9 protein-coding genes, 1 pseudogene and 1 riboswitch are annotated in these 13,886 nt (G+C 40.0%); of the genes and pseudogenes, 6 read left to right on the top strand and 4 right to left on the bottom strand.

The features are described from left to right. Positions 1 to 76: 76 nt before the first annotated feature. Genes metH through BDR01S_RS14845 form a run of 4 tightly spaced genes read right to left on the bottom strand, consistent with a single transcriptional unit; the run spans position 77 to position 7,668 of the window. Positions 77 to 3,526 carry a methionine synthase gene (gene metH, locus BDR01S_RS14860; RefSeq protein ID WP_066258450.1) on the bottom strand — a complete coding sequence of 1,150 codons (3,450 nt, stop codon included), beginning with the start codon at positions 3,524 to 3,526 and terminating at the stop codon, positions 77 to 79. Then, the gene (locus BDR01S_RS14855) at positions 3,504 to 5,366 is read right to left on the bottom strand and encodes a bifunctional homocysteine S-methyltransferase/methylenetetrahydrofolate reductase (protein ID WP_066258449.1); all 1,863 of its coding nucleotides are present in this window, start codon (positions 5,364 to 5,366) and stop codon (positions 3,504 to 3,506) included. The genes metH and BDR01S_RS14855 overlap by 23 nt, the downstream gene beginning before the upstream one ends. Next, the gene (gene metC, locus BDR01S_RS14850; RefSeq protein WP_066258445.1) at positions 5,363 to 6,556 is read right to left on the bottom strand and encodes a cystathionine beta-lyase; all 1,194 of its coding nucleotides are present in this window, start codon (positions 6,554 to 6,556) and stop codon (positions 5,363 to 5,365) included. Before metC ends, BDR01S_RS14855 begins: the two co-directional genes overlap by 4 nt. After that, the gene (locus BDR01S_RS14845; RefSeq protein WP_066258442.1) at positions 6,556 to 7,668 is read right to left on the bottom strand and encodes a methionine biosynthesis PLP-dependent protein; all 1,113 of its coding nucleotides are present in this window, start codon (positions 7,666 to 7,668) and stop codon (positions 6,556 to 6,558) included. The genes metC and BDR01S_RS14845 overlap by 1 nt, the downstream gene beginning before the upstream one ends. A 95-nt stretch (positions 7,669 to 7,763) precedes the next feature. Beyond that, positions 7,764 to 7,881, bottom strand: a riboswitch (SAM riboswitch). A gap of 510 nt (positions 7,882 to 8,391) precedes the next feature. Here BDR01S_RS14845 and BDR01S_RS14840 point away from each other — a divergent pair. From BDR01S_RS14840 to BDR01S_RS25370, 6 genes and pseudogenes are all read left to right on the top strand, one after another. After that, a complete protein-coding gene (locus BDR01S_RS14840; protein ID WP_066258440.1) occupies positions 8,392 to 10,218 on the top strand; it encodes a polysaccharide biosynthesis protein in 1,827 nt (608 codons plus the stop codon). A 58-nt stretch (positions 10,219 to 10,276) separates the two neighbouring features. After that, a pseudogene (locus tag BDR01S_RS14835) lies at positions 10,277 to 10,891 on the top strand (sugar transferase). A 147-nt stretch (positions 10,892 to 11,038) separates the two neighbouring features. Then, positions 11,039 to 12,151 (top strand): DegT/DnrJ/EryC1/StrS family aminotransferase, encoded by a 1,113-nt coding sequence (locus BDR01S_RS14830; protein ID WP_066258439.1) that lies wholly within the window; start codon positions 11,039 to 11,041, stop codon positions 12,149 to 12,151. 134 nt (positions 12,152 to 12,285) lie between these two features. Further along, a complete protein-coding gene (locus BDR01S_RS14825; RefSeq protein WP_066258438.1) occupies positions 12,286 to 12,966 on the top strand; it encodes a YveK family protein in 681 nt (226 codons plus the stop codon). Positions 12,967 to 13,009: 43 nt separating this feature from the next. Further along, positions 13,010 to 13,699 (top strand): CpsD/CapB family tyrosine-protein kinase, encoded by a 690-nt coding sequence (locus BDR01S_RS14820; protein ID WP_066260342.1) that lies wholly within the window; start codon positions 13,010 to 13,012, stop codon positions 13,697 to 13,699. Then, on the top strand, positions 13,683 to 13,850 hold the full coding sequence (locus BDR01S_RS25370; protein WP_157406177.1) for a hypothetical protein: 168 nt from the start codon (positions 13,683 to 13,685) through the stop codon (positions 13,848 to 13,850). Before BDR01S_RS14820 ends, BDR01S_RS25370 begins: the two co-directional genes overlap by 17 nt. Positions 13,851 to 13,886: the final 36 nt, after the last annotated feature.

The raw sequence follows: 13,886 nt of genomic DNA, 5'->3' as shown, positions 1-13,886 counted from the left end.
ACCCACCACCAGAATGCCCTACAAATAAAAAAATCCCGCGGAAAGAAACAATTTTCCGCGGAATCCAATGAAATCCTTATCTTAACACATTAAAATACCTAGCTTCCGGATGAGCAAACACAATCGCAGAAACAGACGCTTCTGGCTCCATCATACAGCCTTCTGTTAACTGGATGCCGATCTCCTCAGGCTCAATTAACTTAAACAGTTTTTTCTGATCTTCTAATTCAGGACACGCAGGGTAGCCGAATGAAAAACGCTGACCTGGATATTTGGCTGCAAATCGGTCTTGCATACTGAAATCCAAAGGATCCGGGAAGCCCCAACGGTCCCGCATTTGACGGTGAATTAACTCGGCAAAACCTTCCGCGGTCTCCAAAGCCAGTGATTGCAGGGCATGACACTCTAAAAAGCGGCCCTCCTGCTTAAATTGCTCCGCTCTTTCACGGATCCCTCTGCCAGCCGTGACTGTAAAGAAGCCGACATAGTCTTTTTCACCGCTGTCAACAGATTTTAGAAAATCAGCTAAGCAAAGATGTGGTGCCGATTCCTGACGAGGGAAATCAAATGTTTCAATAACCTCATCCGGATTTTCGGGACTATAAATAATCACTTTATTTCCATCTGCTTGTGCCGGGAAAAATTGATAAACAGCTGCTGGAGAAATCCAATTGTTTACACGAGCATCCGTCAGCAATTGGTCAACTACTTCTTTTACCTTTACCGCCTTTTCATCCTTCTCAGCTATTAACTTCGCGATTTTTCCTTTTACACCGAGATGATGGCCAATCAACATTTGCATATTGATATAGGGTTCGATATGTGAAAGTGAGTACGATTTAAGGATATGCCTCTTCGTATCCATTGGCGTAAAGACAGGTACCTGGGTCGATACTGCAGGCTTCGGTTTTACCGCAACAGAGACAGTCGAGGGGCGCTCAAACTCTCTAGGAACCGCTAAAGAAGCTAATTTTTCATTTTTCTCATCCATTAATTTCTGAACTTCCTCTTCCGAATTCAATTGATTCGCAAGAGCTAAACCATTCATGGCATCTTTGGCGTAAAGGACAAGCCCGTCATATTCCTTAGCAATCCTTGTATCTGTGAATTTACGAGAAAGGGCTGCACCGCCAACGAGGATAGGAACTGTAATACCGGATTCCTTCATATCCTGTGCGGTTAATACCATTTGCTGCGCCGATTTCACCAGCAAGCCCGATAAACCAACCATGTCTGGTTTTTCCCTAAGGATGGCCTGAACTAAGTCGGTTGGATTCACCTTAATCCCAAGATCGATGACTTCATAGCCATTATTACTTAGAATAATATCAACAAGGTTTTTCCCGATATCATGAACATCACCTTTGACGGTGGCTAAAATGATTTTTCCTTTTGTAGCAGAAACATCACCTTTTTCCATATGTGGTTCTAAATGCGACACGGCTGCTTTCATAACTTCAGCACTCTGGAGTACTTCGGCAACGATGAGCTGGTTGTCGTTAAAAAGACGGCCAACCTCTTTCATTCCTTCCATTAATGGCCCATTAATAATATCGAGCGGGGCAGGATATGTTTCAAGGGCTAAATCTAAATCCGGAAGCAAGCCTTCTTTCGTACCTTCAACCACATAATAAGCCAGTCTTTCTTCCACACTCATATTTGGAACGGTTACTTTCGGTTCCTTCTTTTTGCCGCGGTAAAATTCTGTAAAGGTTGCAAGTGTCTCATCGGTTGTATCAAATAGAAGAGCCTCTGCTAATTGAACTTCTTCTTTGGAAATGGAAGCAAACCTCTCCAATTTTTCCGTGTTAACAATCGCATAATCAAGTCCAGCCTGGGTGCAGTGGTATAGGAAAACAGAATTTAGAACTTCTCTGCCGACAGGGGGGAGCCCGAAGGAGACATTACTAATTCCAAGAATCGTTTGTACTTCTGGAAACTGCGCCTTAATTAACCGGATCCCTTCAACCGTTGCCTTGGCGGAACCAATATATTGTTCGTCCCCTGTACCAACTGGAAACACGAGCGGATCAAAAATGAGATCCTGCGGCTTCAGGCGATATTTATTCACTAATAGATCGTACGAGCGTTTCGCAATGGATAGCTTTTGCTCGGCGGTAACGCCCATGCCTTCCTCATCAATGGTTCCGACGACGACCGCAGCACCATAGCGATGAATTAATGGGACAACGGCTTCAAATCGTTCCTCACCATCTTCAAGGTTAATCGAATTGATAATCGCCTTTCCTTGCGAATATTTAAGGGCCCGCTCAATTACCTTTTCATCAGTTGAATCGATGACAAGGGGAGCTTTGACTTTCTTAACCACTTCTTTAATAAAATTTTCCATATCAACGATTTCTTCACGGTCAGGGTCAGCAAGGCAAAGGTCAATGACATGCGCGCCGCCTTTCACTTGGGCTCGGGCAATCTCTGATGCTTCCTCAAATTTCCCCTCAGTGATTAACCGTTTGAATTTACGTGAACCGATCACATTTGTCCGTTCGCCGACCATAATTGGTCGTAAGGTCGGATCGTCATATATGAAGGGTTCAATCCCGGAAACCATATGTGTTGAATTTCGCTTATATTCTCTAGGCTGGTATTCCTTCATTGCTTCGGCAATCGCTCTTATATGATCCGGAGTTGTCCCACAGCAGCCGCCAACAATATTAAGCCAGCCATGGGCAGCAAAATCTGACAGCTTTTTGGCTAACGTTTCCGGCGTTTCATGATAATGTCCTTCTTCATCAGGCAACCCTGCATTTGGGTAACAGCTGACTGCTGTCGATGCCAAATCTGCTAATGAGCGGACATGGTCCTGCATGAATTCTGGTCCTGTTGCGCAGTTAAGTCCAACTGCTATAGGGTTCATATGTTCCACTGAGATGAAAAAGGATTCAATCGACTGCCCAGCTAGAGTCGTGCCCATTGGCTCAATGGTCCCCGAAATAAACAACGGCAGTGTTTTGCCCGTTTTTGCAAACGCCCTTTCGATGCCAACATAGCCTGCCTTCACATTTAACATATCTTGACTCGTTTCAAGAAGAAGCAAATCAACACCGCCATCAATTAGGCCGATGGCTTGTTCTTCATAAGCGGCAGCAAGTGTATCAAAGGTCGTTCCGCCTGTTACACTTAATGTTTTAGTAGTTGGTCCCATGGAACCTGCCACATAGCGCGGCCACTCGTCGGTTGTATATTTGTAAGCCTCTTTGACGGCAAGGAAGGCAGCGATTTTATTAATCTCATAGGCTTTAAAACCTAGATCATATTCATCGAGAACCAGGTTGGTTGCTCCAAATGTATTGGTTTCAATGATATCTGCTCCGGCCTCTAAGTATTCTCGATGAATATTGGCAATGACAGCGGGGGCTGTTAATACTAGGTTTTCGTTACAGCCTTCATACTGCTCGCCGCCAAAATCCTCAGCGGTAAGATCTGCTTGCTGGATCATGGTTCCCATTGCCCCGTCCATGACAAGGATTCGTTTTTTGAGTTGCTCAGTAAATGGTGTTTTCGGCATAGTTGGTCCTCCTCAATTCACTAGCCCGCTGACGAGTATATAACGCTAATTCAGCAGTTAATTCATAACGTAAAAATGGTGTAATCAAATAAATTCCGTTAAATAGATCTAAGGCTGCATCGATAAGTGACTTAGAAATGGCAATGCCTTCTTTAGCCGCTTGAAGTGGATCATCGCTCAGCTGGGCCATCCGCTGACGGATGGAGTCGGCAATCTTGATGCCAGGGACCTCATTATGCAGGAACTCTGCGTTCTTACTGCTAGTCAGTGGCATTAAACCAATATAGATTGGTGCATCAAGATGTTTGGTATGTTCATAGACTTCGAGTAACTTTTCCTCTGAAAAAACCGGCTGGGAGATAAAATAATCTGCCCCAAAATGAATTTTTTTCTCAAGTCGCTTCACGGCTTTATCCAGTGAGCGGACATTAGGGTTAAAGGCTGCAGCAATGCTAAAGTCTGTCTTTTGGCCCAAATCTTTTCCTGAAAAAGATAAACCTTCATTCAATTGCTTAATCATTTGTATTAACTCAAAAGATGAAACATCGTAAACAGAAGAAGCTCCAGGGAAATCTCCTACTCTTGCAGGGTCACCGGTAATGGCAAGGACATCATTCATCCCGAGCGTATGAAGCCCCATTAAATGCGATTGCAGTCCGATAATATTGCGGTCACGGCAGGCAATATGAATGAGCGGCCGCATTCCTAATTCTTGTTTCACTAGGTAGCCCAAGGATTCGTTCGAGATTCGAACAGTTGCAAGGGAATTATCCGCTAGAGTAATTGAATCGATGCCCGCTTCTTTTAAAGCTTTAGCCCCTTCGAAAAATTTGGTAGTATCTAACTTTCTAGGTGGATCTAATTCTACGATAACCGATGGCCGCTCTTTGACAATTTCCTGCAGGGGCGTAAACTCCCTTTTTGGTGCAAGCGGTTCAATGATTATCTTCTTTGGTTTTAATTTTACTACTTTTTCGAAAATTGGAACACTATTCTTTAATTCAGAAGCATAGGCTCTGATATGCTCAGGTGTCGTTCCGCAACACCCGCCCAGCAGCCGGACTCCTTGATCTCGAAACGCTTTGGCTGAGCTCCGAAAATAATTTGGATCTCCCTCATAATGAAACTTTCCATCCGTATAAGCAGGAAGACTGGCATTTGGATAGGCAGAAAGATAGGCGTGCTTCGGAAGTTCTATCTGTTCAAGTGCAAGCAGCATATGATGGGGGCCGAGCCGGCAATTTAGGCCGACGACATCCGCACCAAGTGCTTCCAGTCTTTTCAAAGCGTCATTTACAGGCGTTCGGTCTTGTAAAAATCCAGGCTCTTGAAGGGAAACTTGGGCGATAATCGGAAGCTTGGTTTCCTTTCTCGCTATCGTTAGAATGGTTTCAAGCTCTTCAAGATCGTAATAAGTTTCAAGTAATATTCCATCCACACCTTCGAGCAGAAGGCAGTATAGCTGTTCACGGAAGCTTCGTTTTATTTCTTCTATTGTAATAGAGTTCGTTTTAATCCCGCGGTTTCCGCCCATTGTTCCGAGCACATAAGCATTCTTTTGAGCTGCCTGTTTGGCGTGACGGACTGCAGCGCTATTAATCTCTTTCACTGAATCTTCTAATCCATAGCGCTGCAGCTTTAAATAGTTTGCAGCGTAGGAATTGGTTTGGATGACATCCGCTCCGGCGTCAATGTATGCCTTGTGGATATTTTGGATTTGTTCCGGCTGGGAGAGATTTAATTCCTCCGAGCATGAATCCACGCCGTACGAATATAGAAGCGTACCGATCGCCCCATCAGCTATTAAAATTTGATTTTTTAATTTTTCTGAAAAACTCATGATGTTTCTCCTTGTTGAAGGACCAACTGACTTTGTTCAACCTGCTTAAATGCTTGTGAAAAATCATTGATTAAATCATCAGGATTTTCAAGTCCAACCGATAAGCGAACGAGGCTATTCGTAATCCCGCGTTTCTCCCGCTCTGCTTGAGGCATTGCTGCATGGGACATTTTCGCAGGATAGGAAAGAATCGATTCTACCGCTCCGAGACTGACAGCAAATACAGGTATTTTTACATGGGCAAGAAAGGTTCGAAGTGCATCTTCATTCGCCAACTCAAAGGATAAGACTGCTCCTGGACCAGCAGCTTGCGCTTTCTGAATTTGATGTTGCGGGTGACTTTCCAATCCCGGGTAATGAACCTTTTCAACAAGTGGATGAGCATCTAAAAATTCAGCTAATTTAAGCGCTGATTTTTGTGATTGCTCCAGCCGGACATGCAGTGTTTTGATACCTCTTAAAACGAGCCATGCATCCTGAACACCCAAGATTGCCCCAAAACCATTTTGCAAAAAGCCTAATCTTTTCGCCAAATCCTCGTCATTAACGACAGCAAGGCCGGCAACAACATCACTGTGACCCGATAAAAATTTGGTGGCACTATGAAGCACAACATCCGCTCCTAATTCCAATGGTCGTTGATAGGAGGGAGTGAGAAATGTGTTATCAACAAATGTTAACGCGCCCGTCTCTTTTGCGATATTGCTGATTGCTTGAATGTCCGTTACTTTCATTAACGGATTCGAGGGTGTTTCCACATAAAACGCTTTTGTATTTGGCTGAATTGCTTGTTTTACTTCCTCTAAATTGGTCATATCGACAAAGGTATGTTCAATTCCGAGCCGTGTGAGGACCTCGGTAACCATCCGAAATGTCCCGCCATAGACATCTTCTGTAATGACAATATGATCACCGGCGGAAAGCAGAAGGAAAGCGGTCGAAATGGCGGCCATACCGGATGAAAAGGCAAAGCCTTTCATCCCGCCCTCGAGTTCGGCGATAACATCTTCAAGTGCTTCCCTTGTTGGATTTAAACTACGGCCATAATCATACTTGCCAAACTGATCGAAATCAGATTGGTGAAAGGTCGATGCATGCTGAATGGGTACACTAACCGCACCCGTAACGGGATCAATTTTGTGCTTATTATGAAGGAGCTTGGTTTCAAAGGTATATTCGCCGTGTGCCATTATACAATCACTCCTTCTTGGACATGTGCAAAAGCCTTACTCAAATCTTCAATTATATCTTGTGAATCCTCAATTCCAACGGAAAAACGTAATAACCGATTGCAAACGCCTGCTTGAATTCGAACTTCTTCAGGTATATCTGCATGTGTTTGGGTTGCAGGATAAGTAATAAAGCTTTCAGTCCCGCCTAAACTTTCTGCAAAGCTAATCAACTGTAAGCCTTGTAAAAATGGATTAACCCATGCTTCATCTTTGATTCTAAAAGATACCATTCCACCTCTTCCAGGGTAGAGTACATCTGTTACAGCATCATGCTGGGAAAGAAATTCGACGATATTCTTGGCATTTTTTTCATGCCTCTCCATGCGAAGCGATAAAGTTTTCATCCCGCGCATTAATAACCAGGAATCGAAGGGACTTAAGACTGCACCTGCACCGTTATGATGGAAGGCTAAGGCTTCACAAAGTTCCTTTCCTTTTGCCACAATGAGCCCAGCAAGAACATCATTATGTCCGCCTAAATATTTCGTTGCACTATGGATAACAATATCCGCTCCAAGCGTGATCGGCTGCTGTAATAGTGGAGTATAGAAGGTATTGTCTACTATCAGTAGTAGGCCATGTTTTTTTGCCAATTCTGAGATAGCGGCAATATCGGATTCCTGCATAAGAGGATTGGTTGGTGTCTCCAAGAAAATTGCCTTCGTTTTCGGGGTAATATTCTTTTCAATCTCTTCCGGACAACAGGTATTGACATATTGACTATTCAAGCCCCATTTTTTATAGCCTTTTTCTAATATGCGGTATGTCCCGCCATATAAATCTTCACTAACGAGCCATTCATCACCGGCTTCAAATAAAGAGAGAATGGTTAAAATCGCTGCCATCCCTGAACTGCAGGCAAATCCTTGATCCCCGCATTCTAAATCTGCAATTGTCTTTTCTAGGAGCTGACGCGTAGGGTTCCCGGTTCGGATATAATCATATCCAGTAGATTGCCCAATTCCGTCGTGGCGGAAAGCCGTTGAAAAGTATACAGGCGGATTTACAGTTCCTGTTGTTGTCTCACTGCGATTACCAATTTGGGCAAGTTTCGTTTCAATTTTGTACATAGCGCACACCCTCCTAATGTAGTAAAAATAATAAATAAAAAAAGCCATCTTTTTATAAGAAGAAGGCTTTTGTAAGTACGACCAAAAAGTCATTCTTCTTATCTTGCAAATTAACGTTTAATTTGCAGGACTTAGCACCTTTTCAATGTTAACTAACCATTGATGGTTGCTGAGGTGTCTTCGGGCCCTTCCCTCAACCTCTCTTGATAAGAAAATTAATATTTAGATTATTTATAAAATTTACTACAACTAAGCTTAGGTGTCAATTTTTTTTTATCTTGTGTGTAGAATAAATTAATCGAAAACGTTTTATATTATTTATATAGTGAAGTTTGTGAATATTAAAATAAAACTAGTGAGTCAATTGACACGTTCTATATAAAGAATTATGATAGTGGTAATAGAATATATTTGTAAAAAACTTGGACCTTTTAGTGATATATCCCAAATTTATAAAAAAAAATAGCCATAACGTTCTATATAGTGAATCGGTATTTATTGTAACGTATGAAAATACCATATAAGTTTTGGTGATGTCTCCTTTCCATTATCCATGGAGGCACTCGATCATGCTGTGGGTCCTTAGACCTTAGACACATGTTGTCGGTAGTGTGATGTGAGGAAGGGTTGAATGCCCACAAATTTAAAAAGATTTAATTATGCGCTCTTGTTATAGAGTATATAGTTAAATCTTTTTTAGGAAAGGAAAAGGGGAGAAAGACTATGACATATCGCCGAAGACTACCACTATTGGTATGTATTGATTCTTGCATTATACTTACATCCATTTTCTTTAGTTGTTTTTTAGTAAATGCGACTTTTAACGTAGTTACCTCTCCAATTGTGATAAGCTCAATTGTAATTTTATTAAGCCATCATTACCTTTCGTTTCAATTTAAGTTGTATAAAAAGGCCTGGGAGTATGCAAGTGTAGGAGAATTAATAAGTATATTAAAGGTGGTAACCCTTTCGATACTTATTGCAACAGTTGCTCAGAAATTCATTGTTAATGAAGCCTTTATTAGGCTGTTAATCGTAACTTGGCTTCTTAATATGACTCTTATCGGCGGTTCCCGGTTTTATTGGAGGATGTTACGGGGTTCCTTCCATCATAAAACCATTAATCAACAAAGAACACTCATTGTAGGCGCAGGATCTGCAGGTATGATGGTGGCTAGGCAACTAAGAATAAGTAATGATTCCACTCTTAACCCAGTCGGGTTTATTGATGATGATCAAAGAAAACTTGGACTTGATATTTTAGGGATACCAGTCATTGGGGGGATTTCTAGAATTGAGAAAACGGTGAGTAAATTAGAAATCAATAATATCGTGATAGCTATACCCTCGCTTAGTAAAAAGGAATTGCATTCAATAGTTCAAGAATGTGCAAAGACAAGCGCCAAAACACAAATTATTCCTATGCTTGAAGATTTAGCCACCGGAAAAGTATCAGTTAATCAATTTCGTGATGTGCAAGTAGAAGATTTACTAGGCAGAGAGCTGGTTGAGTTAGATATTAATAGTATTTCAAAAAATATCACTGACAAGGTAGTTTTAGTTACAGGAGCAGGTGGCTCAATAGGTTCAGAAATCTGCCGACAAATATCAAAATTTAATCCAAAGCAATTGTTATTGTTAGGACATGGTGAAAATAGTATCTATTCAATCGAGATGGAGTTAAAAGAAGCATATAAGAATAAACCAATTCAATTTGTACCTGTGATTGCTGATGTCCAAGAAGAAAAGAAAATGATGACAGTTATGAGTAGATATCAACCAGATGTTGTTTATCACGCCGCTGCCCATAAACATGTTCCATTGATGGAGTTTAACCCAGAAGAAGCAGTGAAGAATAATTTAATTGGTACCATGAACGTAGCAAATGCAGCCAGTTTCTATGGTGTTAAAACGTTTGTCATGATTTCAACAGATAAAGCTGTTAACCCTACAAGTGTTATGGGGTCGACAAAAAGACTTGCTGAAATGATGATCCAACACTTAGATAAAGATAGTGTAACAAAATTTGTTGCTGTGCGTTTTGGTAATGTTTTAGGAAGCAGGGGCAGTGTTATTCCCCTATTTAAAAGTCAAATCAAAAAGGGTGGCCCCGTTACGGTTACACATCCCGAAATGGTGCGCTACTTTATGACCATACCTGAAGCATCACGGTTGGTTCTTCAAGCTGGCTCGCTAGCAAAGGGTGGGGAGATTTTTGTTTTAGATATGGGCGAACCAGTGAAAATAGTAGATTTAGCAAAGAATCTTATCAAACTTTCTGGAAATTCACTTGAAGAAATAGGGATTGAATTCACTGGGATGAGACCAGGTGAGAAGTTGTTTGAAGAATTATTAAAAAGCGAGGAAGTTCAGGATCAGCAAATTTATCCAAACATATACATTGGAAAAACATCTGAACTATATATTGATGAAATAATGGAATTATTATCAGCATATCCTATTATGAACCAAGATGAAATAAGGGAAAGGGTTTTAGATATTGCTAATAATAACGTTATAGTTAATCAAAGAATCAAAGTATCTAGTTAAGGGGGAGAAAATAAAAAGATTGCAAAACTACAATAATATAAATATAGGAAGTGAGTATATGAAAAGAATGATAGATGTACTTATTTCTTTGGCAGCATTAGTTTTATTTGCACCTATCCTATTCGTAACAGCGATTTTGGTAAGGTTAAACCTTGGCTCTCCGATTCTTTTCAGACAACAACGACCTGGATTGAATGGGAGGCCTTTTATTTTATATAAGTTTCGCACGATGAAAGATTTACGGGACAAAAGCGGTGTCTATCTACCTGATGACCAGCGTTTGACTCCTTTCGGTACCTTTTTAAGGAAGTTTAGCTTAGACGAACTCCCGCAGTTAATTAATGTTATAAAAGGAGACCTAAGCCTAGTTGGACCTCGACCATTATTAATGGATTATCTTCCCTTATACACCTAAGAACAAGCAAAAAGACATTTAGTCAGACCTGTAATTACTGGCTGGGCTCAGGTCCATGGGAGAAATATCATAACATGGGAGGAAAAGTTCAAATTAGACGTTTGGTATGTTAATAATCAATCACAATCCCTTGATATAAAAATTTTATTTCTAACAATAAAAAAAGTGATCAAATCAGAGGGTATTTCTCAAGATGAACACGTAACAATGCCCTTATTTACGGGTACCAAAACGAAAGAAGAAAGAGGCCACGGCTGAAGCCTTATTTAGTTTGTGAGACCCCTTCCAAATATAGTGAAAAAAATATTCTTACTAAACTACAATGCATGAAAATAAAGGAAATGGAAGGTGATTTATTTGCTCCCTACAACATTGGATAGGAGAATTTATCTTTCTTCCCCCCATATGAGCGGAACAGAAATGAAATATATCAATGAAGCATTTGAATCCAATTGGATTGCTCCATTAGGACCAAATGTTGATGCCTTTGAAATGGAGATGGCAAGCTGTGTAGGTGTCAAAGGTGCAGTTGCTGTGAGTACAGGTACCGCTGCAATTCATTTAGCACTATCTTTATTAGATGTGCAAAAAGGGGATACCGTTTTTTGTTCAAGTCTAACCTTTGTTGCAAGCGCAAATCCAATTTTGTATCAAGGTGCAGAACCTGTTTTTATTGATTCAGAACCAGATACTTGGAATATATCGCCAGTAGCATTAGAAAAAGCTTTTAGGGAAGCGGCTTCCGCCAGTAAAATTCCAAAAGCAGTAATTATAGTGAATCTTTATGGACAGCCAGCAAAAATGGATGAACTTGTCTCGATCTGTAAAAAATACAAGGTACCTATCATTGAAGACGCTGCTGAATCCCTTGGGTCCAAGTATAAGGGAAAGGCAAGTGGGACTTTCGGAGACTTCGGAATTTTTTCATTTAATGGCAATAAAATTATTACAACCTCGGGCGGTGGAATGCTCGTTTCCAATAATACAGAAGCACTAGAGAAAGCTCGGTTTTTAGCAACTCAGGCAAGGGACCCTGCACCCCATTATCAGCATAGCGTGCTTGGTTATAATTATCGAATGAGTAATATTTTAGCTGGAATTGGAAGAAGTCAGTTAGAGGTATTAGATGAAAGAGTCAACAAAAGAAGAGCAATCTTTGAAACTTATCAAGAAGAGTTAGCACACATTCCTGGTATTTCGTTTATGCCAGAATTAGAGGGGACTTTCTCGAATAGGTGGTTAACGACTTTTACGATAAATCGGAGTAATACAAATTTACCACCAATAGAATTACTTCATGCTCTAGACTCCGAAAATATTGAAGCAAGACATGTTTGGAAGCCGCTCCACATGCAGCCGCTTTTTAGCAATTACAAATACTACCCACATGCCAAAAATGAGAGTGTGTCTGAAGAACTTTTTAAAACAGGGATATGCTTGCCATCCGGTTCGGCGATGACATTGGAGGATCAAATGAGAGTAATTTCCTGTATTAAAAAAATTTTAGTTTCGGGATAAAAATTTATGAATTGAATTCATTAAATGGAAGAACCAAAATTCTGACCCAGGTAAGGATTAAAAATTTACTCGAGTTCTTAGTAAAAGAAAAATATGATATTCCAGTTTTCTAGAACTTATAATTGGAGGACGAAATGGAGGATACTATTAGTCTTGTAGAAACTTTAAAAATCTTTAGGAAGCGCTGGAATTTAATTTTACTACTAACATTGTCGGCAGGTTTAATTGGGACTGTTGTTTGTTTTATTATAATGAAACCTGTATATCAGGCATCCACACAAATTCTGGTGAATCAGAAAAATGCTGAGTCTCTACTTGACTCCGGACGTATACAAAGCAATATAAATTTAATTAATACCTATAGCGATATCATAAAAAGTCCTCCCATATTAGAAAAAGTTATTACAAGACTTGATCTTACACAAAGTGTGGAGGATCTTAATAAAAATATTAATGTTATCAGTAAAGATAATAGCCAGGTTTTTTATTTAATCGTTGAAGCCGATAAAGCTAAAAATGCAGTCAACATTGCAAATACAGTTTCTGAAACGTCTCTGAAGGAAATCAAAGGACTTATGAATGTAGATAACGTGACTATTATTTCGTATGCCGAATTAAAAGATAAGCCTGTTCCCATTAAACCAAAGAAGGGATTAATTATTGCTATTTCCATTGTGTTAGGTTTAATAGCCGGAATGGGTATTTCTTTGCTGTTAGAATTGCTGGACAATACACTGAAGGACGAAAAGGATGTTGCCGATTATTTGGGGCTTCCGGTTCTCGGGTCTATACAAGAATTGAAAAAAAATAATTAACAAGGGAGTAAGGAATCCATCAATAAAAAAATGGAGGGTGAAACTGTTGGCCAGAAAGTTTAAAATAAGGGATAAAAAAATAGTTGATTTAATTGCATTTAATAAACCAAATTCGCCCATAACGGAACAGTATCGACTTATTAGAAATAATCTGAATTTTGCCTCAGTTGATAAAGAAATTAAAACAATTACAGTGACATCCCCTGAACCATCAGACGGGAAAACGACAACATCTGCCAACCTTGCTATAGTTTTGGCACAGCAGGGAAAAACGGTAGTGCTTGTGGACGCAGATTTAAGAAAACCTTCTGTTCATTATGCTTTTAACGTCAGTAATATAGACGGGTTAACAAGCGTTCTAACCAAAGATATAAGTTTAGTTGAGGCTATATTTAAAACAAATATCCCTAATTTAGATATTTTAACAAGCGGCCGTATTCCTCCAAACCCATCTGAACTATTAGATTCAAAAACTATGGAAAACATAATGGAGGAACTAAAAGAATTATATGATTTTATCATTTTTGATACCCCGCCTATACTTCTGGTTACCGATTCACAGATTATGGCGAATAAATGTGATGGTGTCGTGTTGGTCGTAGCAAGTGGAAAAACGAAAAAAGATCAGGGAATGAAAGCGAAGGAGCTGCTACAGAAGGCAAATTCCCAAGTGCTCGGTGTTGTTGTAAACGGCGTTCGAGCCAAAGGTGAATATTATGGGTATTATGGTTAAAGGTTATTCCATTTCCAGGACTCCTATTCAAGTAAAAGGGATTACACCAATTATTGTCCATCCGGAGCGAAATAAGGGATTTATCGAAGAACATAATCAGCTTTTCGAGTTGGTTCAAGATTTTTTTTATCTGGATATAAATAAATATTAAGGCCATCTCACTTGTTTATGGATTATTTGGAAGAAA

The sequence above is a fragment of the Neobacillus drentensis NBRC 102427 genome (assembly GCF_001591445.1).
Classification (GTDB): Bacteria; Bacillota; Bacilli; order Bacillales; family Cytobacillaceae; genus Neobacillus; species Neobacillus drentensis.
This window is presented reverse-complemented; position numbering and strand designations above follow the sequence as displayed.

What these genes read in the sequence shown, in the direction of transcription:
- BDR01S_RS14830 (WP_066258439.1), top strand. Translation starts at nt 11,039, where the DNA reads ATGAGCGGAACAGAAATGAAATATATCAATGAAGCATTTGAATCCAAT.
- BDR01S_RS14825 (WP_066258438.1), top strand. Translation starts at nt 12,286, where the DNA reads ATGGAGGATACTATTAGTCTTGTAGAAACTTTAAAAATCTTTAGGAAG.
- BDR01S_RS14845 (WP_066258442.1), bottom strand. Translation starts at nt 7,668, where the DNA reads ATGTACAAAATTGAAACGAAACTTGCCCAAATTGGTAATCGCAGTGAG.
- BDR01S_RS25370 (WP_157406177.1), top strand. Translation starts at nt 13,683, where the DNA reads ATGGGTATTATGGTTAAAGGTTATTCCATTTCCAGGACTCCTATTCAA.
- BDR01S_RS14840 (WP_066258440.1), top strand. Translation starts at nt 8,392, where the DNA reads ATGACATATCGCCGAAGACTACCACTATTGGTATGTATTGATTCTTGC.
- BDR01S_RS14855 (WP_066258449.1), bottom strand. Translation starts at nt 5,366, where the DNA reads ATGAGTTTTTCAGAAAAATTAAAAAATCAAATTTTAATAGCTGATGGG.
- metC (WP_066258445.1), bottom strand. Translation starts at nt 6,556, where the DNA reads ATGGCACACGGCGAATATACCTTTGAAACCAAGCTCCTTCATAATAAG.
- metH (WP_066258450.1), bottom strand. Translation starts at nt 3,526, where the DNA reads ATGCCGAAAACACCATTTACTGAGCAACTCAAAAAACGAATCCTTGTC.